Origin of the sequence: Luteimonas salinisoli, from assembly GCF_013425525.1 — a bacterium.
In the GTDB taxonomy this organism is placed as follows: Bacteria; Pseudomonadota; Gammaproteobacteria; order Xanthomonadales; family Xanthomonadaceae; genus Luteimonas; species Luteimonas salinisoli.
Genome location: NZ_JACCKA010000038.1, coordinates 1 through 24,757, shown reverse-complemented (window position 1 = coordinate 24,757; position 24,757 = coordinate 1). Strand labels below are relative to the sequence as shown.

The window sequence follows — 24,757 nt, the reverse complement described above, 5'->3', positions numbered from 1 at the left end:
ATGCACCGTCGATCTCCCTTCGTCCCGGCCGGTTGCGCGCGCTGAACGCCGCGCAACGCCAGCGCCCGGAATTCACCCGCGGTTCGCCGACCGCCGCCGAGACTGCGCCCGACCTTCCCCTCAGGAGTCATCGTCATGAAGACCTTCCCGATCCGTGCCGCCGCCCCCCTGGCCCTGGCCTGTGCGCTGGCTGCCGCTGCCGTGCACGCGCAGGAGCCGATGACCGAGGCGCAGGTGCGCGCGCACCTCGAGGCGCAGGGGTTCACTCACGTCAACGACATCGAGTTCGACGAGGGCCTGTGGGAAGCCGACGCGCGCAGCGCCGACGGCAATCGCGTCGATCTGCGGCTGGATCCGGCCACCGGCGAGATCTACCCGGAGGACCAGGTCTCCAGCCTCACCGCTTCGGACGTCGAGGCGCGCCTGTCCGCAGCCGGCTACGCCAACATCCATGACATCGATTTCGACGACGGGACGTGGCGCGCCGAGGCCGAGGACGCGGGCGGCCGGGACGTGGAGTTGCGCATCCACCCGCATAGCGGCGAGGTGATCGGCGAAAAGCGCGACTGATCCGCGCACCCGCCGGTCGCGCCCCTCGCGCCGCCCCCGCGGCGCGAGCCCCTGCATGCGCGCATCGTGTCGATCCGGCCCCGCGCCGTTCGTCGCCCCAGGACACCCAGCCCTGGAGTCGACATGCGTTACGCCATCTTCTGCTACGACTGCGAAGACACCGTGGCGGCCTGGAGCGGGGCCGAGGACGCGCAGGTGATGCAGCGCCTCGGCGAGGCCTGCGCCCGGCTGGATGCGAACGGCGCCCGCCTGGGCCCGAGCGCGCGGCTGATGCCGACCGTGCGCGCGGTCACGGTGCGCAGCGGGTCGGAGCCGATGGTGCTGGATGGCCCGTTCGCCGAAACCAAGGAGCAGCTGCTCGGGCTGTGGCTGCTCGATTGCGACACCCTGGACGAGGCCGTGGCCGCCGCCCGCGAGCTGGCGGCGCAGAAGTCCTCGGGCGCATTCGAGGTGCGCCCGGTGCAGGACTTCTTCGCTGCGGGCGCGTTCGCTGCAGGCGCGCAGTCCGCCGGCACCTGAGGCCGTCCGCGCTCAGCCGGGCGGCGGCAGCACCGCCACCGGCCTGCGCCGTTCGCGCCATCGTAGCCAGGCTGTCTGCAGCCCGAGCAGCAGCCCGATCGCCAGCGCAGCCCAAGCCGCCGCATCGCTGCCGTCGAGGCCGGACTGCGACTGTTTCACGTAGACCGCACCCAGGCCCCACAGGGCCGCCGCCGCGTAGGCGGTGTTGCCGTGCATGCGCTGGTTGAGCCCCAGCAGCACCGCCGCGGCCGCGGCGAACAGCGCCAGGCTCCAGCCGAGCATGGCGCCGTCGGGCAGCAGGCGATAGGCGACGATCGCCTGGGCGAGATTGAGGAACGCCGCCAGCGACAGCCAGCCGGCATGCAGGGAGAGCGCCAGCCAGGCCGGCGCATGCGTGGCGGGGCGCGCGAGCTGCAGCGCGCTCCAGGCCAGGCAGGCCAGTGCGCCGAAGATCACCACCAGGCACAGCCAGAACAGCCCTTGCGAGAACAGCGGCATCCACGCCGCGGTCAGTGCGAAGCCGGCCGCCGCGGGCAGCGCCACCCGTCCCAGCAGCGGATCGCGGCGGCGCACGCCGGTGGCCTGCCAGGCGGCGTAGAGCAGATCGAGCAGGAAGATCAGGCCCCAGATCGAGAAGGCGTAGCCGGCGGCGACCAGCAACGTGGGATGGCGGTCGGACACGGTGGCGGTGTCCGGGCCGAACGCGGCGCGCCCGGACAGCCACGCGACCAGCGGCATGGTGATGGCGAAAAGCAGGACCAGCAGGCGCATGACCATCGTTTTTGCGGGGCGGGAACGCCGACGCTAGCGGCGCCGGGCGCAGCAGCGGGTGAAAGCATGTGCCGCGGCGCGCACGCCGACTGCGAGCGCGATCACGGCCCGGGTCGTCCCTAGATTGCCGCTGTCCCGAGCCGGGACTATGGTCCCGCGGTTCGGCGCTGGTCTGCCGCGCAGATGGGACGCGCAGATGGGACCAGGAAGGGGGGATCCAGCAATGCGAATCGAGGGAGGAGTATCGATGCACATCACCCACAGGACGCCGCTGGCGCTCGCGGTCGCGGTTGCCCTGCTGCCGGCCGTCGCCGGCGCGCAGCAGCCGCGGGACCAGGCGGCCGCGGCGCAGCCCGACGCCACCGAGCTCGACACCATCGTGGTCAGCGGCGCCGCCCAGGCCGGCGGCCTGCGCAAGCGCGACGCGAGCTACTCGATCACCACCGCCACCCTCGAGCAGGTGCAGGAGGCGGCGCCGAAGAGCACCGCGGATCTGCTGAAGATCGTGCCCGGCGTCTGGGCCGAATCGGCCGGCGGCAATACCGGTGCCAACATCGACGTGCGCGGCTTCCCCGGCGGTTCCGACGCGCCGTTCATCACCGTGCAGCTCGACGGCTCGCCGCTGTATCCGCCGCCGACGGTGTCGTTTCTCGAGAACTCGTCGCTGTTCCGCATCGACGACACGGTCGAGAACGTCGAGGTGTTGCGCGGCGGGCCGAGCCCGATCTTCGGCAACGGCCAGCCGGGCGCGACCATCAACTTCATCCAGCGCAAGGGCGGCCTGACTCCGGAGGGCAGCCTGCGGCTGACCACCGGCAGCGGCAGCCAGCGCCGCGTCGACGGTTTCTACGGCGCGCCGATCAACGAGCAGTGGAGCTACAGCGTCGGCGGCTTCTGGCGCAGCAGCGACGGGATCCGCGACACCCAGTACCCGGCCGACGAAGGCGGCCAGTTCAGCGCCACTCTGACCCGCTGGTTCGACAACGGCGAGCTCACCCTCTATGGGCGCATGCTCGACGACAAGAACGCGTTCTTCACCGCGGTACCGCTGATCTCGCGCGACGGCGGCCGAGACGTCGATGCCTTCCCCGGCTTCGATCCAGGCAGCGACACCCTGCTGGGCGAGGACTTCCGCCACGTCGACATCGAGGTCGGCCCCGGCGAGACCATCCGGCGCGACCTGGCCGAGGGCCGCGGCGCCGACATCGACCTGTTCGGCGCGATCCTCGACCTCGATTTCGGCGGCTGGCGCCTCAGCCACCGCAGCAACTATCTGAGCGGCGACGCGCCCACCAACAGCCTGTTCACCGGCGCCAACCCGCAGACCCTGGGCTCCTGGCTCGACCATGCGATCGACGACGCCAACGACGATCCCGCCGTGGTCGCCGCGGCCGGCGGCCCGGCCTCCTCGGCCAGCGCCAGCTTCGTCACCGGCGGCGGCGCGGTCGATCCGGAGCAGCAGGTGCTCACAGCCGGCTGGTGGGTGGTCGACAAGGAACTGGACTCGTTCACCAGCGAGACCCGCCTCAGCTTCGACCTCGCCCCCGGGCACACCCTGACCGCCGGCGCGTACTACGCCAACTACTCCTCGCGCGATCGCTGGTACCTCGGCAACGAGATGCTGCTGACGGTGGAGCCGAACGCGCGCCGCATCGACGTGGAACTGGACAACGGCGTGGCGGTCACCCGCGAGGGCTTCGCCGGGGCGCCGTTCTTCGCCCTCGACGCGCGCTACGACGGCGAGAACCTCGCCGGCTTCGCGGCCCACGAGTGGCAGATCAGCGAGGTGCTGCGCTTCGACGCCGGCTTCCGCTACGAGGAGCAGAAGGTCGATGCGCTGATCTCCAACGCCGCCGCCGCCGACTACGACGGCGACCCGACCACCCTGTACAACAACGGCGCCTCGCTGCGCGACGGCAGCTACCGCAGCCTGCGCTACGACAACGACGAGGTCTCCTGGACCGCCGGCCTCAACTGGCGCATGAGCGATGCCGCCAGCGTATTCGCGCGGGTCAACTCGGGATTCTTCTTCCCGCAGTTCGACAACCTGCGCGACGGCCAGGACAACACCCAGCAGGTCGACCAGTACGAGATCGGCCTGAAGAGCGGCAACGCGCTGTTCGACCTGTACCTGACCGCGTTCTACAACGAGTTCGAAGGCCTGCCGTTCCAGCTGTTCCTCGACGACGGCACCAACGTCACCGCGATCGGCGACTCGCGCGCGCATGGCCTGGAGTTCGAAGGGGCGCTGCGGCCGTTCGACAACTTCGAGGTCGCGCTGACCGGCAACTGGGTGGAGGCCGAATACCGCAACTTCGGCGACAACACCGGCAACGAGGTGCGGCGCCAGCCGAGCCTGCAGTACCGGGTCACGCCCAGCTACTTCGTGCCTGCCGGCTGGGCCGACCTGAAACTGTACGCCACCTACACCTACGTCGGTCGGCGCTATTCGGACCCGGAGAACGAGCAGCGGATTCCCTCGTACCAGACCGTCGACGCCGGCGTCGCGGCCTACGTCGGCGAGAACTGGGAATTCCGCCTGAGCGGCAGCAACCTCACCGACGAGATCGGCCTGACCGAGGCCAACGCGCGCATCGTCGGCGACGCGGTGACCGGCGACGTGTTCCTCGGTCGGCCGATCTTCGGTCGCGCCTGGGAGTTCTCGGCGGCCTATCGGTTCTGAGGCGCGGGCGTGCGGCGTGAGCCGCGGCGCGGTCCGGGCCGGCCGATCAACCGCCGCGCCCGGGACGCGCCGCCCGGCTATGGGCGTCCGGGCCGGTCGCCGGTCTGCGGTGCCGGACCGGCGTCGCGGCGCCCGATGCGTTCCAATGCCAGCCACAGCAGCCACAGCCCGCCCAGCAGGTAGGGCAGGGCACTGGGTACCCACATCACGATGCCGGCCAGCTGCTGGTCGGCCAGCGGGTCCAGCCCGAGCAGCGGCGCGCGCTGCACGTACACCGGGTAGAGCGGCCGCGCCGAGAACGTCAGCAGCGCGCCCAGCAGGCCCATGCCCATCATCACCGCCACCAGCGCCACGACCCCGGCCCCGGCGCCGGTGTCGGGCATGCGGATGCGCCGCCACAGCGCCGCCCAGAACCACAGCCCCGCCGCCAGGAAGCTGCCGTGCATCAGCCAGTGCACGGCGTCGTTGGCGAGCGCTGCGGCGGTGGCCGCCGGCAGGTGCCAGGCCAGCATCACCGCCAGGTGCGCGGCGGTCGCAGTCGCCAGCGCCTGCGCCATGCGTTCCGCCGGCCGGCGCGTCGCGCGGTGCAGCGCCTGCGCCCAGCGCCGAGGCAGCGCCATCGCCGCCACCGCCAGCGGCCGCCCCGCCAGCAGCAGCGGCGGCACCAGCGCCAGCAGCAGCATGTGCTGGGCCATGTGCGCGGCCAGCGACCATTCGCCGTAGGCGTCCAGCGGCCAGACCGTTGCCAGCAGCAGGGCCACGATCCCGGCGACGAAGGCGGACGCCTCGGCGAAGGCGACGCCGTGGCCGGCTCCGGCGCGCCGCCACAGCCGCGCCAGCCCCGCGGCGTAGAGCAGCACCAGCAGCGCCAGTGGCGCCAGCAGCAGCGGCGACAGCGACCAGGCCGTGGCCAGCGTCGGCACGCCCTCGCGCTGGTGCGCCAGCGCCGGGGCGGTCGCGCCGAACCAGCAGCCGAGCAGCGCCAGGGCATCGCGTACGGGCCGCCGTGCGGACCGGCCGGGCCGGGCTCGGGGCGAAAGAGGGCAGGGCGCGCGCATCGCCACCGACCCTAGCAGGCCGGCCGTCGAAGCTGCGGCAGCGATTCGAGGTGCCCGCCTACCCCGTAGGAGCGGCCCATGGCCGCGAAGGCCACGGAAGGCTCCGGCGGGCGTGGCGGCGATTCCGGATGCTGCCGGCGTGCCGGCTTTCGCGTGCATGGCACGCGCGTACGGGGCGCCGCGTGTCGCCGGATGCCGGTTGCGGAGACGCCCGCGGGTCGCGGGCAGGATGAACGCCGGTTTCGCGCATGGCGACGTAAGCTGCGTTCAGCACCCGCGGAGGTCCGCATGTACTTCTGGCTGAAATTCTTCCACATCGCGGCGATGGCGGTCTGGTTCGCCGGGCTGTTCTTCCTGCCGCGCCTGCTCTCGGCGCGGCACAGCGAGGAGGAGGATGCGGTGCGGGAGTACTTCAACCCGGTGACCAACGCGCTGTTCTTCCGCATCGCCACGCCCGCAGCCATCGTCACCGTGACCCTCGGCATGATCCTGATCGCCTACGGCCCCACCGGGGCGTGGCTGGTGATGAAGCTGGTGGTGGTGGCGATCGCGGTGCTGCTGCATCTGTACTTCGGGCTGCTGCTGTACGAGCTGGGGCACGGGCGCGATCGCCACGGGGCGTGGTTCTACCGCATCGCCGGCTGGGTGCCGCTGGCGCTGCTGCTCGGCATCGCCGCGCTCACCGGTGCCAAGCCGCAGAGCGCCGGCGACCTGCCGGCCCCGCCGGTCGCGGCGACGGGCTAGTTGGGAACGCCTCCGCATCCGCAGGCCTCGCAACGGGACGCGCACACGCCTCGCAATCGAATGCGACGACTTGCCGCCTCCGCCGCAGGCGCTGGGCGTCCTGCGCGAATGCCGCTGGCGACCGGACGCTGACGGCAGGCGCTATTCGGCAGGCGGTTCGTCCTTGCCCAGCGCGTGCGATTCCTCGTCGCCGTACACGCCGATGCCGTGGCGGAAGCTCAGGGTGCCGCCGAGCCAGCCGGCCACCATCACCAGCAGCAGCATCGCCGCCGACTGCAGCAGGCCCCAAGGCCAGACCGCGGCCTCGGCGCCGGGTGCCCGCAGCCACACCCCGAGCGCCGCCATCGCCAGCACCATCACCGCGACGATGAAGTGGTTCCAGGCCGAGACGTGGTGTCGCACCACCCGGATCGAGAACATGTCGAAGGTGCCGACCGCCCCCGCCACCAGGCCCATCGCCAGCCCTACCGCGTTGAGCCAGTAGGCCAGCTGCGCCCAGAACCCGTCGCCGATCCACAGGAACACCAGGTCGACCGGGAACACCAGGCTGAGCAGCGCCACCGGGTAGACCACCAGCATCGGATGGATCGGGTGGTGCGCGATCGACATCCGGCTCTCGACCGTATGACTGCGGGTGCGCGGGACCGGTTGCGAAAGGTGCTTCTTGACCATCGGTTCCTCAGGCGCAGGGCGCCAGCAGCAGCACGGGAATGGTGGTGAACACCACCGCGATCGCCGCCAGCAGCGCCAGCAGCGCGGTCACCGCGGCGGTGAAGCGGTGCCGGCGCGCGTCCGGGGCCGAGGCCGGTGCCGCCCGTGCGGTGCGCCATGCGCGCCAGGCGCGCAACCCCAGCCAGGCGATCGCCGCCAGCGCGACCAGCGTCATCAGCAACAACCACCAGCTCGCCGCCTCCACCCCGGTCACGCGGTCGCGTTGCCAGCCCTCGGCGCAGGCCAGGCCCTGCAGGCTGTACACCACCACGAAATGCAGCGCCCACACCGCCATCGGCGCGGCCATGCCGGTCAGGCGCAGCGGGCCGAGCCGGCGCCCGCTCATGCCAGCCTCGGGAACAGGTGGATCACCGCCCAGGCCACTGCGCCCTGGCCGACCGCATAGCGCCACAGCCCGGCGGCGACGCGCGGCTCCAGCGGCCGCGCGGGGCCGGCCAGGCCATGGCGGATCCGTGCCAGGACGAACCCGGACGCGAGCATCGCCACCGCCACGTGCACCGCGTGGAAGCCGGCCAGTGTCCACACCACCGAGGCGTAGGCATGCGCCTGCGGCGGTCCCACCGGACCTGCCAGCGCCGCCACGTGCGCGATGACGAAGCCGCCGCCGAGCATGGCCGCGAGCAGCCAACCGCCGGCGCCCGTGCGCGCACGGCGGCCGGCGCGATGCGCCAGCTCGGCGGCGACCGCGCAGCCGCCCAGCAGTGCCAGCGCCAGCAGCGGCATCGTCCAGCCGCCGGTGGCGATGCCCGGCGGCGGCCAGGCCGGGCCGCCCAGCCACAGATAGAAGTAGGCGAACACCAGCGAGGCGAACAGTGAGCCGTCGATCAGCAGGGTGATCACCAGCGCCCACCATCCCGGGGCGTTGCGCGCCGCGTACTGCGAGGGCAGCGACAGCCCCGGCGCGGCGTCGATCCGCGCCGGCGCGTGGCGGTCGCCGGTGCTCCAGGCCCAGGCCAGGAACAGCGCCAGCAGCGGCGCCAGCAGCAGCGCCGCGCCCAGGTACAGCTTGGCGATGAAACAGGCCAGCAGCAGCGCGATGTTCAGCGCCGCCAGCAGCGGCAGCCAGGTGGAATGGGAAATCCGGATCACCTGTTCCGGCATGGCGGACAGCAGTCCGGTGCCGAGCAGCTCGCGGCGCCCGGCCGCCGGGTCGCCGAGGATGCCATCGGTGCGCGCGGACTCGTCGGCCACCGCCGGATGCGACCACAGCGGGTAACGATCCCCGGCGCCGGGGATGGAAGCGAAGTTGTACTGCGGCACCGGCTGCGGGATCGCCCACTCCAGGGTTCCGGCGTGCCACGGGTCGCGCGCGCAGCGCCGGCCCAGGCGCAGGCTCAGCGCGGCGTCGATCAGGATCCCCAGCGTGCCCACCGCCAGCACGAAGCCGGCCGCGGTGGACAGCAGGTTGAGCCATTCGATGCCCAGCTCGGCGGGATAGGTGTAGACCCGCCGCGGCATGCCCAGCAGCCCCGTCAGGTGCATCGGCAGGAAGGTCAGGTTGAAGCCGACGAACACCAGCCAGAACGCGGTGCGGCTCAGGCTCTCGGAGGGCATCCGCCCGCCAACCAGCGGGAGCCAGTAGTACAGCCCGGCGAACAGCGGGAACATCAGCCCGCCGATCAGCACGTAGTGCAGGTGCGCGACCACGAAGTGGGTGTCGTGCGCCTGCCAGTCGAACGGCACCAGCGCCAGCATCACCCCGGTCAGCCCGCCGAGCACGAACACGAAGAAGAACCCGAACAGGTACAGCATCGGCACCCGCAGCCACGGCTTGCCCGACCACAGCGTGGCGATCCACGAGAACACCTGGATGCCCATCGGGATCGCCACCGCCATGCTCGCCGCGCTGAAGAAGCCCAGCGCCAGCAGCGGGATGCCGACCGCGAACATGTGGTGCACCCACAGCCCGAAGCTGAGGAAGCCTGTGGCGACCGTGGCCAGCACGATCCAGGTGTAGCCGACGATCGGCCGCCTGGCGAATGTCGCCACGACCATCGACACCACGCCGGCCGCCGGCAGGAAGATGATGTAGACCTCGGGATGGCCGAACAGCCAGAACAGGTGCTGCCACAGCAGCGGGTCGCCGCCGCGCGCGACCTCGAAGAACGCGAAGTCGAATGCCCGCTGGATCTCCAGCAGCACGCTGGCCAGGATCAGCGGCGGAAAGCCGAACGCGATCATGAACGCCGTCACCAGGATCGCCCAGGCGAACAGCGGCATCCGGCGGATATCCATGCCCGGCGCGCGGGTGAGCAGGATCGCGACGATCAGCTCCACCGCGGCGGTGACCGCGGCGATCTCGGCGAAGGTCACCCCGATCAGCCAGAAGTCCGCGCCCATTCCCGGCGAGTAGGTCGCGTCGGTGAGCGGCACGTACATGAACCAGCCGCCGTCGGGCGCGGCGTCGAACAGGAAGCTGGAGTACAGGAACAGCCCGCCGAACAGGTAGCACCAGTAGCCGAACGCCGACAGCCGCGGGAACGGCAGGTCGCGCGAACCCAGCATCTTCGGGATCAGGTACATCGCGAAGCCTTCCATGATCGGCACCGCGAACAGGAACATCATCGTGGTGCCGTGCATGGTCACGAACTGGTTGTAGCGCCGCGGGTCCAGCACCTCGGCGTCGAACCAGGCCAGCTGCAGGCGGATGAACATCGCCAGCATGCCGCCGACCAGCAGGAAGGCGAAGCCGGTGGCGATGAAGCGCAGCCCCACGGTGCTGTGGTTGACGGCGGTCAGCTGGCCGCGCCATCCCGGGGCGTTGCCCCAGATCCGCGCCAGCTCCGCCAGGCGCCAGCGGTTGGTGGGCTCGTCGACCGCTTCGCGCGCGATGGTCATGGCGCGGCGCTCTGCGCCGTCTCCGCTTCGGCGCCCGCATCGCCGCGCATCCCGGCCGCGGGGTGCGGACCGCTGTCGCGCCCGGCGCCGGCTTCGTCGCCCGTATCGGCATTGGCGTCGCTGTCGCCACCTGCGCCCGCAGCGGGATCGGGATCGATCTGCCCGCCGCCGGCGCGCTCGGCATCGCCAGGGGCTCCGACGCTGCGCGCGGCCAGCCAGCTCTCCCACGCGTCCGGCTCCAGCACGCGCACCGCGAAGTCCATGTGCGCATGCTCCAGCCCGCAGAATTCGGCGCACTGGCCGCGCATCGGCCCGGCGCGGTCGGCGCGCAGGCGCAGCCGGTTCACCCGCCCGGGGAGGGCGTCGATCTTGCCGCCCAGGCGCGGGATCCAGAAGCTGTGGATCACGTCGACGCTGGTGATGCGGAACTCCACCATCCGCCCGCGCGGCAGTGCCAGCGCGTCGGTCGAGGTGGCGCGTACCCCACCGTCGCCGTCGAGATAGCGGAACTCCCACACCCAGCGCCGCGCCTCGACCTCGATCACCGCATCGACCGTCTCGCCTAGCCCGGTGACCCGCCCGCTGGTGACGGTGCCGTAGACCAGCAGCGCCGCCAGCGCGACCGCCGGCAGCAGCAGGCCGCCGCCGACGATCAGCCGTTGCGGCCGCGCCAGCGCGCGGGTGTTGTGGCCGCGCAGGAGCGCGTAGAGCAGCAGCCCGAGCACCAGCGTCCAGATCGCCGCCGCAGTCCAGAACATCAGCCACCAGGTCTGGGCGATCTGCGCCGCGGCGGGTCCTGCGGGGTCGAGCGTGGACTGCGGACCCGCGGTGCAGGCGCACAGCGCGGCCGCGCCCGCTGTCGCGAACGCGCCGCGGGTCCAGCGATGCCAGTCGCGGTGTCGGATCGTGCGCTCCCTCGTGCCGTCGATGGCGCCGCCGCGGCGGCGTCCTGCAGCCACCAAGCTAACGGCGCCCCCAATCAGAAAATGTGAACGCGCCCCGCGCCGGCCTTCGCGTGCACGGCACGCTCTTTGTAGGAGCGGCCCATGGCCGCGAAGGCCGCGGGCGTCTCCGGCGGGTTGGCGGTGATTGCCGGGAAGTCATGCCGCGCCGGCCTTCGCGTGCACGGCACGCTCCTACAGGAGCGGCCCATGGCCGCGAAGGCTGGGGTGCCGCCGGCGGAGTTGGCGATGATTCCCGGCCCGGCACGCGTCCGTGGGAGCGACGGAAATCGCGAACCGCCCGCGAGCTCGGCCGGCCCTCAGGCGCCCACCCGCCTGCGCACCTCGCCGACGTCGCGCACCGGACGCACCTCGATGCACCCGGTGCCGGCCCAGGGAAACTCCTGCGCCATCCGCACCGCCTCCTCCAGGCTGTCCGCCTCGACCAGATTGAAGCCGGCCAGGACCTCCTTGGTCTCGGCGAACGGCCCGTCGGTGACGCTGGCGCGGCCGCCGCGGATGCGCACCGAGCGCGCACTGGCCGGCGCCTCCAGCTGCTGGAAGTCCAGCAGCCGGCCGTCCTCGCGCAGCGCGTCGGCATGCTGCAGGCAGCCGCGCATCATGCTGTCGAATTCGCCTTCGGGCAGGGCCTCGAGCAGGGTGTCGTCGGTGTAGACCAGCAACAGGTACTGCATGACGGGATCCGGGGAGAGTGGCAGGGCAGCCAATTAGGCCGCATCGGCGCGCGCGCCGCCACCTCGCCCGTTGCCGCAACGCAGCGGCGCGCCGGCGGCGGCGCCGGACTCACGCCGGGAATGCCAGAATGCACCCGCCCCGCGGAGTCCCGCGTCCTGCCCGGAACCAGCATGCCCATATCCCGACCGGTGGCGTCACCCCACCCCCGCCGCGGCCGTCGGCGGCAGGGGGCATGAGCGTGGCACAGGGCGACCGCCTGCAGTCGGTGGTGCACGGCGCGGTGCTGGCGCTGATCGTCGGCTGGGTGCTGTACGTGGGCAAGCAGGTGTTCGTGCCGATGGTGTTCGGGGTGCTGGTGGCCTACGTGATCATCGGCCTGGCGCGCGCGCTGACCGCGCTGCCGCTGGTCGGACGGTGGCTGCCGGCGCCGTTGCGCTACCTGCTGTCGATCCTCGGCATCGGCGTGGTGGTCGCCGCAGGCGTCTCGCTGGTGGTCAACAACTTCGGCCGCGTCGTACAGCTGGCGCCCACCTACCAGGACACCCTGCTGCAGCGAATCCAGCAGGGCGCGGAGTTCTTCGGCCTGCGTGCCGCGCCCACCTGGACCGCGCTGCGCGAGGACTTCCTCGCCCAGGTGCGGCTGCAGGACCTGATCGGCAGCACCGTGGTGTCGGTGACCGGCGTCGGCATGACGGTGCTGATCGTGCTGCTGTACGTGACCTTCCTGCTGCTGGAGAAACGGGTCTTCCCGGCCAAGCTGCGCAGCCTGTCCGACGATCCGCGCGACGTGTCGCGCATCCACCAGGTGCTCGACAGCATCAACAGCCGCACCGGCCAGTACCTGTCGGTCAAGACCCTGGTCAACGTGCTGCTGGGCGTGGTGAGCTGGGCGATGATGGCGCCGTTCGGGCTGGAGTTCGCCGGCTTCTGGGCGGTGCTGATCGCGGTGCTCAACTACGTGCCCTACATCGGCTCGTTCCTCGGCGTGCTGTTCCCGGTGGCCTGGGCGATCGTGCAGTTCGGCGACCCGGGCACGGTGATCACCCTGCTGCTGCTGCTGGCATCGGCGCAGTTCGTGATCGGCAACTTCCTCGATCCCTACCTGATGGGCAACTCGCTCAACCTCAGCCCGTTCGTGATCCTCGCCAGCCTGCTCACCTGGGGCGGCCTGTGGGGCATCCCCGGCGCGTTCCTGGCGGTGCCGATCACCGCGGTGCTGGCGATCGTGCTGTCCGAATTCCCCGGCACCCGCCCGATCGCGGTGCTGATGTCGCGCAACGGCCGCCTCGACGGCCGGCGCGGCGGCCCCCGGGGCCGCGCCCCGGCCGGCCCCCCGGCCTGACCCGAAGCAAGCTTCGGCCCGTCGCCGAAAGACCGGGAGTCGCACGTGGAGCGAAGCTTGCTCCGCTGTCTCCGCGCCGAACCCGCGGCGCGCTCGCGAGCGATCGTCCGTGTCCCGAAGAGCGCGTCCGCGCGCCAGTGCGAGGGGCGGGGCGAGGGCGACCGGTCCCGCCGCCCCCCCACCCAACCCCGGATGCACCCGCCGCCCCGCGCCGGTAAGGTAGCCACGCCATCCGGGGGTGCTGAGATGACCACACGACGCGACGGCCACCCCATGGCCGGTCCCGCCACGCTGTATCCGCGAATCGCGGAATCCGCCGCACCCTCAAGACCATCCCTGCCCGCGAGGGTGGTGCAGTTCGTCGTCGGCGCCATCGGCGGTGTCGGTCTGCTCTGGGTGGTCGACATCCTGGCGGAGCACCACTCGCTGCCGACACTCGCCGGCCTGCTGTTGCTGGTCCTCGCCATGCTGTGGTTGCAGGTCGTGGTCCACGAGGCCGGCCACGCCGTCGCCGGCCTGCTGACCGGCCGCCGCCTGATGGGTGCCGGCATCGGTCCGCTGCGTCTGGAGCGCGGGATGGGCGGCTGGCGCCTGCGCTGGGGCGGTGGCATCCGTGGCTTGGCCGGCTTCGCCGCACTGCTGCCCGATGCCAGGGCCGAGTCGCGCCGCGCCGCCGCCGTCTTCATCCTCGGCGGCCCCCTGGCCAACCTGCTCGCCGCCGCCGTCGCGCTGGCCGTACTCGCGTTCGCGCCGTCGCCAGGCGCTGCCGCAACGGTGGCGCTCGGCGCCACCGCATTCGGCGGCGTTGCGCTCGGCGTCGTCAACCTGCTGCCGATCCGGTCGCAAGGCTGGTACAGCGACGGCTACGTTCTGCGCGAATTGCTGCGCGATACACCGGCTTCGCGCGTCGCACGCGCCCAGCAGTGCGTGCTGGCCCTGGCCGTGGCCGGCGTGCGCCCCCGCGACTGGCCGGTGGAACGGCTCGAGGTGCCCGACGGCCTGCCGCAGGAGGTGATGCTGACGGCCCAACTGATGCGCATCAGCTGGGCGCTGGACAGCGGCGACCGGGCGGCCGCCGGCACTGCCGCACAGGCCCTGGCCGCGGGCTACTCCGACCTGGCCGATGGCCAGCGCCAGGGCGTGGCCCTGATGCTGGCCACCTATGCCGCCCGCAACGGCGACGCCCCACTGCTGGCCGCGTGGCGCCCGCTGTGCGAGGGTGGCCTGCTGGACCTGACGCCGTTCCGCCTCTGGTTGGATGCCGAGGCTGCCGCGATGGGCGATGACGCCGGAAGCGCCCGGGCGCTGGCCGCGCAGGCGCGCGCGGCGGTGCCGCGGATCCATGATCCGGCGAGTGCGGCGATGATGGGGGAGTATCTGGACCAGCTGGAAGAGCGGTTGCAGGACCGCTCGAAACGCGGTTCTCCACCGGGTGCGCGAATTCTCGATGCCGGGCGATCCGTGTGAGTCACTCCTGTTCGCAGGAGGCAAGGCGTCTGGTGCCCGCCCCCCTCCCAACCATCACCCGCACCGCCATCGCCCGCCGCGCCTGGCCGATCATCATCGCCAATGCCGCGGTGCCGACGCTCGGCCTGGTGGACACCGCGGTGATCGGCCACGTCGGCACGGCGGCGGACCTCGGGGCGCTGGCGCTGGGGGCGCTGCTGTTCAACTTCGTCTACTGGAGCTTCGGCTTCCTGCGCATGGCGACCACCGGCTTCGTCGCGCAGGCGGACGGCGCGGGGGACGAGGCGGAGGTGCGGGCCACGCTCGGCCGCTCGGTGCTGCTGGGCGTCGGTCTGGGTGCGGGCCTGTGGGTGCTGCAGTGGCCATTGGTGCAGGGCTACTTCGCACTGATGGACGGCAGCGCCGCGGTGGAGTCGGTCGGACGCGAGTACTACGCGGCGCGGATCTGGGGCGCACCGGCGGCGCTGGCGCTGTACGCGCTCAGCGGCGCGCTGATCGGGCTGGGCCAGGTGCGCACGCTGCTGGCCGTGCAGCTGCTGCTCAACGGGCTCAACGCCGGGCTGGACGTGTATTTCGCCGCGGCGCTGGGGATGGGCGCGCGCGGCATCGGCCTGGGCACGGCCCTGGCGGAGTGGGCCACCTGCGCGGTCGCGGCGGTGCTGCTGTGGCGGCTGCTGCGCCGGCGCCATCGCGACGGCGAGCCGTTCCTGCCGTGGGCGCGCATCGCCGATCGCGCAAGGCTGCGGCAGTCGCTGGCGGCCAATGGCGACATCCTGGTGCGCACGCTATGCCTGCTGCTGGGCTTCGGCTGGTTCGCCAACCAGGGCGCGCGGTTCGGCGATGTCACCCTGGCGGCCAACCACATCCTGTTGCAGCTGGTGTCGTTCAGTGCGTTCTTCCTGGACGGCTTCGCCTTCGTGGCCGAGGCGCTCGTGGGCGGGGCGGTGGGGGCGCGCGATCCGCAGCGCTTCCGGCGCGCGGTGCGACTGTCCAGCGAGCTGGCGCTGGGCACCGCGGCGGTGCTTGCGCTCGGTATCGCGGCGTTCGGCACGATGGTCGTGGAAGCGTTGACGGCGCTGCAGCCGGTGCGCGACGCGGCCGCGACCTACCTGCCGTGGACCGCGCTGTACGTGCTGGTGTCCGTGGCGGCATTCCAGCTCGACGGGGTGTTCATCGGGGCCACCCGCACGCGCGAGATGCGCGATGCGGGACTGGTCTCGCTGGGGGTGTTCCTGCTGCTGGTGTGGCCGCTGGCGGGATGGTTCGGCAACCACGGGCTGTGGGTGGCGTTCGTGGCGTTCGTGCTCGCGCGGGCGTTGGCGTTGGCGCCGTACTGCCGACGCTTGGCGGCGGGACTGGACCAGGGCTCCGGTTGACGCGGCCGGGCATGCCGTGGCGCTTCCCGACCCCCTCAGGCGGCGTTGCGTCGCGCTGCAGCGTTGTCGCGTGCAAGGGCCCGCTCCAGGGAAGTCGTGAGGCGAGCGGCGAGGCGCCCGGCGGCAGGAGCGCGACACCTGGCCGGCGCTCCTGCCGCGTCGCGGCTCGACGGGGCAGCGGTTACCTCCGCCATACCGCCGCATATCGCGCCGATCCGCCGATGCCATAGCCGCTGACATTGCGGGTCAGCAGCCCGGCGCCGCTCGCGTCCTGCCAGGCGCTCTGGTACTGGGCGCCGGTCAGGCCGTGGCGTGCGCGGTACGCTCCGTTGGCGCGGGAACTCCAGATCGCCGAGAAATGCGGCTGCCCGTCGTGCACGTAGGCGTTGAGATAGACCAGCTGGCGCCCCTGCTTCGAGTTGGCCTCGAAGACCTCCTGGTACTGCGCCCCGGTCAGCGCCGACCTGGCCTGCCAGCTGCCGATGTCGGCGCGTTCGTACAGCGCGGTATAGCGGCGCTGACCGCCGCTGGACACCACCGAGACGTTGCGCGGGCGGTAGCCGTCGGCGGTCAGCGCGTCCATCCGCTGCTGGTGCGCCTCGGCCGACAGGCCGTGGTAGGCGCTGTAGGCGGGGCCGGACTGGCGCCTGAAGATCACCGCGTACCGGCTCCCCTGCCGGCTGCCGTAGCTCTCCACCTGGTGCGGCTGGTAGCCCCTGCGGGTGTACTCGCCGAAGCGCTGCTGGTACTGGCCGGCGGTGAGGCCGTGGAAGGCCGCGGCGACGGTGTTGCCGGCGGGGCGGAACACGGCGTTGTAGTGCACCGCGCCGCCCACGTCGAAGCCGTCGATCCATTCCAGGGTGTAGCCCGCCGCCACCGCCTGGTCGTACAGGCACTGGTAGTCGCGCGCCGGCACGCCGTGGCGCGCCACTTCCCGGGCGCCGGCGGCGATGTTGCCGGGCACCCGGCGGGCGGTGTAGCTGGTGTCGCTGGCGAAGCGTCCGCCGGAGATGCCGCAGATGCGCGGGATGCGATTGCGCTCGCTGTCGTCGTTGTCCTGCAGGAAACCGCCGACGCTGCTGATCGGATCGCTGGCACGCGGCACCCCGACCTCGAAGTGCAGATGCGGGCCGCTGGCGCAGCCGACCTCGCCCTCGTCGCCGAGCCAGGTGCCTGCCTTCACGAACTGGCCGACCCGGAGGTTGGCCTTGCGGCGGCCGGTCACCGAGCCCTTCTGCATGTGGGTGTACTTGGTCCACTCGCCGTTGGCGTGCTCGATCCAGACGTAGTTGTTGTTGCGCGGCTGGCCGTCGCCCTTCTTGCAGGTCAGGCGCTGGTCGAAGCCGTCCTCGATATGGCGCACGTGGCCGTCGGCGGCGGCGACGATGCGGTAGGTGCCGCCGCCGCGGCCGCGCATGTCGATCCGCCCAGGGGGAGCGTGGCGGACGTGGTCGTTGGTCACGCGGACCTCGGTGCCGTCGGCGTAGGGAATGCGGTAGACGCCCTGGGAGGGGTCGATGGCGGCGGCGTGGCCGCCGGCGAGCAGCGCGCAGGTGGCGAGCAACTGGGCGGCGCTACGGTGACTGGACATGGTCGGGACTCCTGGTGATGGGCCGCAGCCGGGAAGCGGAGCCGGCTGTATCCAGGGAGTCGCAGCGGAGCGCCGGATCCCGCCACGGGCCACAACGAAGCCCCGCCGCCGCGCCATTCCGGGGGACGGGCCCCCGCTGCGATCCCGGGGTGGCGGGATCGCCGGTGCCTTTGCGACTTCATGGGGGAGTCCGCTTCCGGCCGGCGATCGCCAGGCCGCAGGGCGGGCCTCGCGGCAACCGCCGTCCCCCGAATCATTCACAGGAGTTCACGATGTCTTTCGCAGCCGCCAACCAACCCGCCGGCGCACGCCGGCTCCCGCGCACCCTGCGCCACGCCCCACTGGTGGCCGTGGCGGCCGCCGTCCTCGGCCTGGCGCTGCCCGCCGGGCCGGTCCAGGCGCAGCAGCGCATGGCCGCCGCGCCGCCGGCCGGCTGTCCGGTCGGCTGGAAGCCGGCGCCCCAGGGCCTCAACCCCGCACTGCGCTGCCTGCCCGACAACCTCGTCGCCCGGCCGGCGCCGGGGCGTGCGGCGCCGGTCGATCCCGGCGCCTGCCCGGCCGGCTGGCGCCTGGTCGGCCCGGAGGTCAACCCGATCTTCCGCTGCCAGCCCGGCAGCATCGCCGCCCGGCCCGCGCCCGGCACGGCCGCACCGGCGGATCCGGGGGCCTGCCCGCAGGGCTGGAAACCGGTGCCTCCGGGCGTCAACCCGGCACTGCGCTGCCTGCCCGACGACATCGTCGTCTCGCTGGCGCCCGGGCGTGCCGCACCGCCGCAGCCGATCGGCTGTCCCGACGGCTGGCAGCCGGTGCCGCCCGGCGTGAATCCGGTGCTGCGCTGCCTGCCCGGCAACCTTGCGCCGCAGGGCGGCCAGGGCGGCCAGGGCGAACAGGCGCCGGCGTCGCGCCGCCAGGGCAGCTGACCGGCGTCGCGTGCGGCCCTCCGGATCCGCTCCCGCATCCGGCGCTCCCCGTGGAGTGCGCCGGGTGCGGGCCGGCCGGCGCGGTCCAGAAGCGGTATGGGCGTTGACCGATACCGGCGCCTTGTCCCGTCAACACGATCCAGAGGAGAACACATATGTCCAGACAGTTCAGCGGCCTGGCCGCCGCGCTCGCCCCTATCACGCTCGCCCTCGCGATCCCGGGGGCGGCTGCCGCCCAGCAGCGGGTGTCGGCCGCGGAGCCGGCCGAGGCCACCCCGCGTCCCGGAAGGGCCGACGACCGGGCGCTTCGCGCGGTCGCGGTGCCCCCGCAGCAGGCCGATGACGACGGCGGCCCCGGCCAGGGACGCCAGGCCCAGGACGACGACGACGGGGGTCCGGGGCAGGGGCGACAGACCCAGGACGACGACGGCGGTCCGGGGCAGGGGCGCCAGATCATGCAGGCGCGCGTCCTGCCCGACCTCTCCCTGGTCGGCGCTTTCACCATCGGTACCGGGCCCGTCGGCTGGGGCACCAGCACGCAGCTGCCTGCCAGCGCTGCCGTGCGCCAGCAAGACGGCCGGTGCGTGTTCCGCTATGCCTATCCCACCCGCAACCAGGGGCCGGGCGCTTCGGCGGCCGCGGTCAACCGCATCTTCCTCGATGCACCCGACGGCCCCCAGCTGGCCGAGGATCCGCTGCCGGCGCTGGCGGCCGGCGTCGCCAGTACCGTCAGCGGCCACATCCTGCTCGCGCCCGGCACCTGGACGCTGTACGTGCACGCCGATGCCGCGCAGCAGGTGATGGAAACCGACGAGCAGAACAACCTGCGGCGGGTGCGGGTGACGGTCGAGGGCGACTGCGGCCCGCGCCGCGCGACGCGCGCCCGGGACTGACGTTCGGCAGGGGTCAGCGCGTTCGGCTGGCGCGGGCCAGGGCGTCGGCGGCGGCGACCGTGCGCGGGTCCGCTTCGCCGAAGGTGTCGTGCCTGAGCTGCCAGGCCTCTTGCAGCAGGGGCAGCGCCTCGTCGCGCTCGCCGCGGTCGGTCAGCAGTTCGCCCAGCGGTAGCAGCGCCAGCGCCAGGCGCTGGTGCCCGGCCGGCAGGCGCTTGCGGTAGATCTCGAGCGCCTGGCGCAGGTGCGGCTCGGCCTCGTCCAGCCGACCCTGCCGGTGCAGCACCAGCCCCAACCGGGACAGGTCCGTTCCCACCCGCTCGTGCTCCTCGCCGTAGTCGATCCGCTGCCGCGCCAGCGCCTCGCGGTAGTGGCGCTCGGCGGCGACGAAATCGCCGCGCAGTTCGGCCAGCCAGCCCAGGTTGTAGACCGTGGCCGAGCGCCACGGATGGTCCGGCTCGTAGGCCTCCAGGGCCTGCAGGTAGTACGGCTCGGCGGCATCCAGGTCGCCCGCCTGGGTCAGCGCCAGGCCGAGGTCGTTGAGGTTCTGCGCCACCGCCGGGTGGCGTTCGCCGAATGCCCGGCGGCGTACCTCCAGCGCCCGGCGCAGCAGCGCCAGGGCGCCGTCGAAATCGCCGCGGGTGTGCAGCAGGCGCGCCTGGTTGTTGAGCACCCGGGCCACCTGCGGGTGGCTGTCGCCGTGCACCTGGATCGCCAGCGCCAGCGCCTCGTGGTAGAGCGCCGCGGCGCTGTCGTAGTCGCCGAGGTTGCTGCGCGCCAGCGCCAGGTTGGACAGGCTGCCGGCCAGCCGCGGATGGGTCGCTGGGAGCAGCCGGCGGCGCAGGTCCAGGGCCTCGCGGAGCAGCGGCTCGGCGCCGGCGTAGTCGCCCTGGTGGCGCAGGACCACGCCCATCCCGTCCAGGCTTTGGGCAACATCGACGTGGGCCTCGCCGAACAGCTGTCGGCGCATCGCCAGCGCATCGCGGTACAGCGCCAGCGCCGCGGCGTGGTCGCCGCCGCGAAACGCGGCATGGCCGAGGTCGTCGAGGGTGTCGGCGATGTCCGGATGGGGTGGCGCGGCCGCGGCCTGGAAGCGCGCGAGCGCGTCGCGCAGCAGCATGTCAGCCTGCGGGTAGTCGCCGCGGTCGGTGTGCAACCGGCCGCGGTTGCGCAAGGCGCGCGCCAGCAGGCGCGGATCGTCGCTGGCGACGGTGGCTGCCTGTTCCAGCGCGCGATCGAACAGCGGCTCGGCACGGTCGTAGAGACCGAGCTGTCGATACGCCTCGCCCACGGTGCCGAGCAGTTCCGCCTGTACCTGGGGGTGGTCGCCCAGTTCGGCTTCGATGCTTTCCCAGCCGCGATCGAGCAGCTCGCGCGCGCTGAGCTGGGCGCCGCCGGAGGCTTCGGGGTCGGCGCCCTCGAACAGGCGCAGCACCAGCGCCTGTACCTGATGCGCGCGGGTGGCCTCGGCGCGGGCGCGGTCGCGCTCGCGGGCGATGGTCTCGGCCTGCAGGGTCACGGTGACCGAGTAGGCGAGCAGCAGCAGCAGCGCGGCGGCTGCACCGGCGACGCCGAACGGATGCCGGCGCACGAACTTGCCGGTGCGATAGCCGAAGCTCTCCGGCCGCGCCAGCACCGGGCGGCCCTGGCGCCAGCGCTCGATGTCGTCGACCAGTGCCGAGGCGGTGGCGTAGCGGCGCTCGGGGGCCTTGCGCAGCGCCTTGCCCACGATGTTGTCCAGGTCCCCGCGCAGCGCCCGGCGCAGCGCTGCCGGCGTGGTGCGCCGCGCCGCGCAGGCGGCCGTGTCCGCATCGGCCACGCGCAGGCTGGGCCGCGGCGGCGCGTACTGGCACACGCTGCGCTCGAGCGCAGCCAGCGAATCGTCGGCCCGCTGTTGCGCGCGCTGGCCGGTGAGCAGCTCGTACAGCAGCAGGCCGAGCTGGTAGACGTCGGTGGCGGTGGTGGCCGGTGCGCCCGTCACCTGCTCCGGGGTCGCGTACTCCGGTGTGAAGATGCGCGCCGCGGTGCGGGTCAACGGTTCGTCGGCGCCGCCGCTGCCGGACAGCACCTTGGCGATGCCGAAGTCGAGCAGCTTCACCGCGCCCGCGTCGGTGACCACGATGTTCGAGGGCTTGAGGTCGCGGTGCACGATCAGATGCCTGTGCGCGTAGGCCACCGCGCGGCCGATGTCCGCGAACAGCGCCAGGCGCGCGTCCAGGTCCAGGCGCAGCGCGTCGCAGTAGCGGTCCAGCGGCCGGCCCTCGACGTACTCCATCGCCAGCCAGGGGAGTCCATGTTCGTCGCGGCCGCCGTCGAGCAGCCGCGCGATGCCGGGGTGCTCGAGCGAGGCCAGGATCTGCCGCTCCTGGGCGAAGCGGAGCAGGAACTCGGCCGAGTCCACGCCCGGGCGGATCAGCTTCAGCGCCCCCCGCTGCTGGAAGCCGCCGCTGGCGCGCTCGGCCAGGTACACGGTGCCCATGCCGCCGCGGCCGAGCTCCTGCAGCAGCCGCCAGGCGCCGATCCGGCGCCCGCTGTCGGCGTCGGGGGGCGCCTCGTCCGCGCCCCCGTCCAGCCCGTCGGCAAGCGCCCGCCAGACCGGTCCGTCGGCCAGCGCCACCGGATCGAGCTGCGGAGCCGGCGTATCGACCAGCCGCAGCAGCGCGTCCAGCTCGGCGCGCAGCGCCGGCTCGCCGGCGGTCTCGCGCTCGAGGAAGGTCTGCCGCTCCGCGCCTTCCAGCTCCAGCGCCTGTTCGAACAGCGCGTCGACGCGCACGCGCGGGTCCTCGCCGCCGCTCACGCCGGCGCCAGTTCCTTGAGCAGCCACGCGCGCGCGCGCATCCAGTCGCGCTGCACCGTGCGCAGGGAAGTGCCCAGCGCGCGCGCCGTCTCTTCCTCGGTCATGCCGCCGAAGTAGCGGCACTCGACCACCTGCGCCAGGCGCGGGTTGAATGCGGCCAGGCCCTCCAGCGCCTCGTCCACCGCCAGGATGGTCTGCGACTGGCCGTCGAGCGCCACCAGGTCGGGCTGCAGGGTCAGGGCGGCTACGCCGCCGCCGCGCTTGGCGGCGTGCCGACGGCGCGCGTAGTCGACCAGGATGCGCCGCATCGCGCGCGCGCAGATGGCGAAGAAATGCCCGCGGTCCTGCCAGTCCACGCCGTCCTCGTCAACCAGCTGCAGGTAGGCTTCCTGCACCAGCGCGGTGGTGTCGAGGGTCTGGCCACGCCGGCCGGCGCGCGCGATCTGGCCGCGGGCGATGATGCGCAGGCGTTCGTAGACCAACGGCACCATGCGGTCGAAGGCCGCGCGGTCGCCCCGATGGTGGCGCTGCAGCAGCCGGGTGATCTCGCTCGACATCCCCAAGCCCTCCCCACGCTGTGGCGAGCATAGCAGGGGCGCCGGTACGGCAGGCCGCCACGCATCGGTGGCGATGCCGTCTTCGTCGGACGTGGGGTATGCCCTGGGTCGCGGCCGCGGCGCGGGTCGCGGCCGCCGGCCGAATGTCCCGCTGGCGGGAAGATCATTCCGCAATCCAGGGGCTTTATCCGCGCGCTCCCGGCGTCTAGGCTGGGTCCCCTCCCGACCTCTCGCCGCGGCGCGGCGCGCATGCGCGCGGTGCGCCAACAAGGAGCATGCGTGCAGCCGATCCTCTCCATCCGCAATCTCGGCAAGACCTACGCGTCCGGTTTCCAGGCGCTGAAGGGCGTCGACCTGGACATCCAGCGCGGCGAAATCTTCGCCCTGCTCGGGCCCAACGGCGCCGGCAAGACCACGCTGATCAGCATCGTCTGCGGCATCGTCACCGCCAGCGAGGGCAGCGTGAGCGTCGACGGCCACGACATCGTCCGCGACTTCCGCGCCGCGCGCTCGCTGGTCGGACTGGTGCCTCAGGAGCTCTCGACCGACGCTTTCGAGACCGTCTGGTCTACCGTACGCTTCTCGCGCGGCCTGTTCGGCAAGGCGCCGGACCCCGCGCACCTGGAGAAGGTACTGCGCGACCTGTCGCTGTGGGACAAGAAGGACAGCAAGATCATGACCCTGTCCGGCGGCATGAAGCGTCGGGTGCTGATCGCCAAGGCGCTGGCCCACGAACCCGAACTGCTGTTCCTCGACGAGCCCACCGCCGGCGTCGACGTCGAGTTGCGCCACGACATGTGGCAGATGGTGCGCCGGCTGCGCGAGCGCGGCACCACCATCATCCTCACCACCCACTACATCGAGGAGGCCGAGGAGATGGCCGACCGCATCGGCGTGATCAACCACGGCGAATTGATCCTGGTCGAGGACAAGGCCACGCTGATGCACAAGCTCGGCAAGAAGCAGCTCACCCTGCAGCTGCAGGCGCCGTTGACGGCGGTGCCGCGGGAGTTCTCCGACCTGCCGCTGGAGCTGGCCGAGGACGGCAACGCCCTGGTCTACACCTTCGACGTGCAGGCGGGCGAAACCGGCATCGCCGCCCTGCTCAGGCGGCTCGGCGAGCACGGCATCGATTTCAAGGACCTGCATTCGAGCGAAAGTTCGTTGGAGGACATTTTCGTCAGTCTGGTGCGCGACGGCACGCGGGAGGTGCGGGCATGAACTGGCATGCGGTCAAGGCCATCTACCGATTCGAGATGGCGCGCACCTTCCGCACCATCACCCAGTCGATCGCCTCCCCGGTGCTGTCGACCTCGCTGTACTTCATCGTCTTCGGCACCGCGATCGGCGCACGCATGGGCGAGATCGACGGGGTGAGCTACGGCGCCTTCATCATTCCGGGGCTGATCATGCTTTCGCTGCTGGGCGAGAGCATTTCCAATGCCTCGTTCGGCATCTACATGCCGAAGTGGGCCGGGACGATCTACGAGGTGCTGTCCGCGCCAGTGTCGCACGTGGAGATCGTGCTCGGCTACGTCGGGGCCGCGGCCACCAAGTCGGTGATGCTGGGGGTGCTGATCCTGGTCACGGCGCGGCTGTTCGTGCCCTACGAGATCGCGCACCCGCTGTGGATGGCCGGGTTCCTGGTGCTGACGGCGGTCAGCTTCAGCCTGTTCGGTTTCATCATCGGCCTGTGGGCCGACGACTTCCAGAAGCTGCAGGTGATCCCGCTGATGGTGGTCACGCCGCTGACCTTTCTCGGCGGCGCGTTTTATTCGATCAGCATGCTGCCGCCGGTCTGGCAGAAGATCACCCTGTTCAACCCGGTGGTCTACCTGATCAGCGGGTTCCGCTGGAGCTTCTACGGTACCGCGGACGTGCACATCGCCGTCAGCACGACGATGGTGCTGGCGTTCCTGGCGGCGTGCCTGGCGATCGTGTGGTGGATCTTCCGCACCGGCTGGAAGCTCAAGGCCTGAGCGACATCAGCGCCGACGCCAGCGGCCTATGGCCGCGAGGGCCGCGGCAGGCTCCGGCCGGTGGGCGGTGATCCCGACATCGCCAACCGGGCCGGCCTTCGCGTGCATGGCACGGTGCTACAGAGGGGTTCCGCCCACCTGCCGCTGAGCGATCAACGGGCCATGTTCTGAGGGCACAGCGGCGCGCTGGGGTCAGAACCCCAGCGCGTAGCGCAGCGACACCGCGCGCGTATCGCCGCGCGGGCCGAAGCGCTGGTCGTAGCCGAACGAGAGGCTGGCATCGCGC

Annotated in this window: 21 protein-coding genes; 11 read left to right on the top strand and 10 right to left on the bottom strand. The window is 72.3% G+C overall.

Going from position 1 to position 24,757, the window contains the following annotated elements:
- The first annotated feature begins 135 nt into the window (after positions 1–135).
- Together H0E84_RS05255 and H0E84_RS05250 are read left to right on the top strand one after the other, a co-directional pair.
- Positions 136–570 carry a PepSY domain-containing protein gene (locus tag H0E84_RS05255; RefSeq protein ID WP_180677588.1) on the top strand — a complete coding sequence of 145 codons (435 nt, stop codon included), beginning with the start codon at positions 136–138 and terminating at the stop codon, positions 568–570.
- A gap of 123 nt (positions 571–693) precedes the next feature.
- Positions 694–1,089, top strand: a complete 396-nt coding sequence (locus tag H0E84_RS05250) for a YciI family protein (protein WP_180677587.1) — start codon at positions 694–696, stop codon at positions 1,087–1,089.
- 12 nt (positions 1,090–1,101) lie between these two features.
- Here the strand turns inward: H0E84_RS05250 and H0E84_RS05245 are convergent, their stop codons facing one another.
- Positions 1,102–1,860 (bottom strand): hypothetical protein, encoded by a 759-nt coding sequence (locus H0E84_RS05245; RefSeq protein ID WP_180677586.1) that lies wholly within the window; start codon positions 1,858–1,860, stop codon positions 1,102–1,104.
- A gap of 247 nt (positions 1,861–2,107) precedes the next feature.
- On the opposite strand from H0E84_RS05245, the gene H0E84_RS05240 reads away from it, so the two are divergent.
- Positions 2,108–4,543, top strand: coding sequence for a TonB-dependent receptor (locus H0E84_RS05240; protein WP_180677585.1), 2,436 nt, complete (start codon positions 2,108–2,110; stop codon positions 4,541–4,543).
- A 77-nt stretch (positions 4,544–4,620) separates the two neighbouring features.
- Here the strand turns inward: H0E84_RS05240 and H0E84_RS05235 are convergent, their stop codons facing one another.
- On the bottom strand, positions 4,621–5,601 hold the full coding sequence (locus H0E84_RS05235) for a cytochrome c oxidase assembly protein (RefSeq protein WP_180677584.1): 981 nt from the start codon (positions 5,599–5,601) through the stop codon (positions 4,621–4,623).
- A 288-nt stretch (positions 5,602–5,889) separates the two neighbouring features.
- On the opposite strand from H0E84_RS05235, the gene H0E84_RS05230 reads away from it, so the two are divergent.
- Positions 5,890–6,345 carry a CopD family protein gene (locus H0E84_RS05230; RefSeq protein ID WP_180677583.1) on the top strand — a complete coding sequence of 152 codons (456 nt, stop codon included), beginning with the start codon at positions 5,890–5,892 and terminating at the stop codon, positions 6,343–6,345.
- A 141-nt stretch (positions 6,346–6,486) separates the two neighbouring features.
- Here H0E84_RS05230 and H0E84_RS05225 read toward each other — a convergent pair whose 3' ends face one another.
- The 5 genes from H0E84_RS05225 to H0E84_RS05205 form a co-directional block, all read right to left on the bottom strand.
- The gene (locus H0E84_RS05225) at positions 6,487–7,017 is read right to left on the bottom strand and encodes a DUF2231 domain-containing protein (RefSeq protein ID WP_180677582.1); all 531 of its coding nucleotides are present in this window, start codon (positions 7,015–7,017) and stop codon (positions 6,487–6,489) included.
- Positions 7,018–7,024: 7 nt separating this feature from the next.
- The gene (locus H0E84_RS05220; protein ID WP_180677581.1) at positions 7,025–7,402 is read right to left on the bottom strand and encodes a hypothetical protein; all 378 of its coding nucleotides are present in this window, start codon (positions 7,400–7,402) and stop codon (positions 7,025–7,027) included.
- Positions 7,399–9,915, bottom strand: a complete 2,517-nt coding sequence (gene ctaD, locus H0E84_RS05215) for a cytochrome c oxidase subunit I (RefSeq protein WP_180677580.1) — start codon at positions 9,913–9,915, stop codon at positions 7,399–7,401. The genes H0E84_RS05220 and ctaD overlap by 4 nt, the downstream gene beginning before the upstream one ends.
- A complete protein-coding gene (coxB, locus tag H0E84_RS05210; RefSeq protein WP_345776273.1) occupies positions 9,912–10,874 on the bottom strand; it encodes a cytochrome c oxidase subunit II in 963 nt (320 codons plus the stop codon). Before coxB ends, ctaD begins: the two co-directional genes overlap by 4 nt.
- 302 nt (positions 10,875–11,176) lie before the next feature.
- Positions 11,177–11,551, bottom strand: a complete 375-nt coding sequence (locus H0E84_RS05205; protein WP_180677579.1) for a YciI family protein — start codon at positions 11,549–11,551, stop codon at positions 11,177–11,179.
- Positions 11,552–11,784: 233 nt separating this feature from the next.
- On the opposite strand from H0E84_RS05205, the gene H0E84_RS05200 reads away from it, so the two are divergent.
- The 3 genes from H0E84_RS05200 to H0E84_RS05190 all read left to right on the top strand — a co-directional run bounded on the left by H0E84_RS05200 (position 11,785) and on the right by H0E84_RS05190 (position 15,737).
- A complete protein-coding gene (locus H0E84_RS05200; RefSeq protein ID WP_180677578.1) occupies positions 11,785–12,894 on the top strand; it encodes an AI-2E family transporter in 1,110 nt (369 codons plus the stop codon).
- A 246-nt stretch (positions 12,895–13,140) separates the two neighbouring features.
- On the top strand, positions 13,141–14,361 hold the full coding sequence (locus tag H0E84_RS05195) for a site-2 protease family protein (RefSeq protein WP_219339603.1): 1,221 nt from the start codon (positions 13,141–13,143) through the stop codon (positions 14,359–14,361).
- Between the two features lie 32 nt (positions 14,362–14,393).
- On the top strand, positions 14,394–15,737 hold the full coding sequence (locus H0E84_RS05190) for an MATE family efflux transporter (protein WP_345776272.1): 1,344 nt from the start codon (positions 14,394–14,396) through the stop codon (positions 15,735–15,737).
- Positions 15,738–15,918: 181 nt separating this feature from the next.
- Here the strand turns inward: H0E84_RS05190 and H0E84_RS05185 are convergent, their stop codons facing one another.
- Positions 15,919–17,328, bottom strand: coding sequence for a peptidoglycan DD-metalloendopeptidase family protein (locus H0E84_RS05185; RefSeq protein WP_180677575.1), 1,410 nt, complete (start codon positions 17,326–17,328; stop codon positions 15,919–15,921).
- 272 nt (positions 17,329–17,600) lie between these two features.
- On the opposite strand from H0E84_RS05185, the gene H0E84_RS05180 reads away from it, so the two are divergent.
- Both H0E84_RS05180 and H0E84_RS05175 read left to right on the top strand, forming a co-directional pair.
- On the top strand, positions 17,601–18,248 hold the full coding sequence (locus H0E84_RS05180) for a hypothetical protein (RefSeq protein WP_180677574.1): 648 nt from the start codon (positions 17,601–17,603) through the stop codon (positions 18,246–18,248).
- 155 nt (positions 18,249–18,403) lie between these two features.
- Positions 18,404–19,141 carry a CARDB domain-containing protein gene (locus tag H0E84_RS05175; RefSeq protein WP_180677573.1) on the top strand — a complete coding sequence of 246 codons (738 nt, stop codon included), beginning with the start codon at positions 18,404–18,406 and terminating at the stop codon, positions 19,139–19,141.
- 13 nt (positions 19,142–19,154) lie between these two features.
- Here H0E84_RS05175 and H0E84_RS05170 read toward each other — a convergent pair whose 3' ends face one another.
- Together H0E84_RS05170 and H0E84_RS05165 are read right to left on the bottom strand one after the other, a co-directional pair.
- A complete protein-coding gene (locus H0E84_RS05170) occupies positions 19,155–21,935 on the bottom strand; it encodes a tetratricopeptide repeat protein (RefSeq protein ID WP_180677572.1) in 2,781 nt (926 codons plus the stop codon).
- A complete protein-coding gene (locus H0E84_RS05165; protein ID WP_180677571.1) occupies positions 21,932–22,492 on the bottom strand; it encodes a sigma-70 family RNA polymerase sigma factor in 561 nt (186 codons plus the stop codon). Before H0E84_RS05165 ends, H0E84_RS05170 begins: the two co-directional genes overlap by 4 nt.
- A 279-nt stretch (positions 22,493–22,771) precedes the next feature.
- On the opposite strand from H0E84_RS05165, the gene H0E84_RS05160 reads away from it, so the two are divergent.
- Positions 22,772–23,713 carry an ATP-binding cassette domain-containing protein gene (locus H0E84_RS05160; RefSeq protein ID WP_180677570.1) on the top strand — a complete coding sequence of 314 codons (942 nt, stop codon included), beginning with the start codon at positions 22,772–22,774 and terminating at the stop codon, positions 23,711–23,713.
- Positions 23,710–24,471: an ABC transporter permease gene (locus H0E84_RS05155; RefSeq protein WP_180677569.1), complete on the top strand. Its 762-nt coding sequence runs from the start codon at positions 23,710–23,712 to the stop codon at positions 24,469–24,471. Before H0E84_RS05160 ends, H0E84_RS05155 begins: the two co-directional genes overlap by 4 nt.
- The last annotated feature ends 286 nt before the right edge of the window (positions 24,472–24,757 follow it).

What these genes read in the sequence shown, in the direction of transcription:
- H0E84_RS05255 (WP_180677588.1), top strand. Translation starts at nt 136, where the DNA reads ATGAAGACCTTCCCGATCCGTGCCGCCGCCCCCCTGGCCCTGGCCTGT.
- H0E84_RS05250 (WP_180677587.1), top strand. Translation starts at nt 694, where the DNA reads ATGCGTTACGCCATCTTCTGCTACGACTGCGAAGACACCGTGGCGGCC.
- H0E84_RS05245 (WP_180677586.1), bottom strand. Translation starts at nt 1,860, where the DNA reads ATGCGCCTGCTGGTCCTGCTTTTCGCCATCACCATGCCGCTGGTCGCG.
- H0E84_RS05240 (WP_180677585.1), top strand. Translation starts at nt 2,108, where the DNA reads ATGCACATCACCCACAGGACGCCGCTGGCGCTCGCGGTCGCGGTTGCC.
- H0E84_RS05235 (WP_180677584.1), bottom strand. Translation starts at nt 5,601, where the DNA reads ATGCGCGCGCCCTGCCCTCTTTCGCCCCGAGCCCGGCCCGGCCGGTCC.
- H0E84_RS05230 (WP_180677583.1), top strand. Translation starts at nt 5,890, where the DNA reads ATGTACTTCTGGCTGAAATTCTTCCACATCGCGGCGATGGCGGTCTGG.
- H0E84_RS05225 (WP_180677582.1), bottom strand. Translation starts at nt 7,017, where the DNA reads ATGGTCAAGAAGCACCTTTCGCAACCGGTCCCGCGCACCCGCAGTCAT.
- H0E84_RS05220 (WP_180677581.1), bottom strand. Translation starts at nt 7,402, where the DNA reads ATGAGCGGGCGCCGGCTCGGCCCGCTGCGCCTGACCGGCATGGCCGCG.
- ctaD (WP_180677580.1), bottom strand. Translation starts at nt 9,915, where the DNA reads ATGACCATCGCGCGCGAAGCGGTCGACGAGCCCACCAACCGCTGGCGC.
- H0E84_RS05205 (WP_180677579.1), bottom strand. Translation starts at nt 11,551, where the DNA reads ATGCAGTACCTGTTGCTGGTCTACACCGACGACACCCTGCTCGAGGCC.
- H0E84_RS05200 (WP_180677578.1), top strand. Translation starts at nt 11,785, where the DNA reads ATGAGCGTGGCACAGGGCGACCGCCTGCAGTCGGTGGTGCACGGCGCG.
- H0E84_RS05195 (WP_219339603.1), top strand. Translation starts at nt 13,141, where the DNA reads ATGACCACACGACGCGACGGCCACCCCATGGCCGGTCCCGCCACGCTG.
- H0E84_RS05185 (WP_180677575.1), bottom strand. Translation starts at nt 17,328, where the DNA reads ATGTCCAGTCACCGTAGCGCCGCCCAGTTGCTCGCCACCTGCGCGCTG.
- H0E84_RS05180 (WP_180677574.1), top strand. Translation starts at nt 17,601, where the DNA reads ATGTCTTTCGCAGCCGCCAACCAACCCGCCGGCGCACGCCGGCTCCCG.
- H0E84_RS05175 (WP_180677573.1), top strand. Translation starts at nt 18,404, where the DNA reads ATGTCCAGACAGTTCAGCGGCCTGGCCGCCGCGCTCGCCCCTATCACG.
- H0E84_RS05165 (WP_180677571.1), bottom strand. Translation starts at nt 22,492, where the DNA reads ATGTCGAGCGAGATCACCCGGCTGCTGCAGCGCCACCATCGGGGCGAC.
- H0E84_RS05155 (WP_180677569.1), top strand. Translation starts at nt 23,710, where the DNA reads ATGAACTGGCATGCGGTCAAGGCCATCTACCGATTCGAGATGGCGCGC.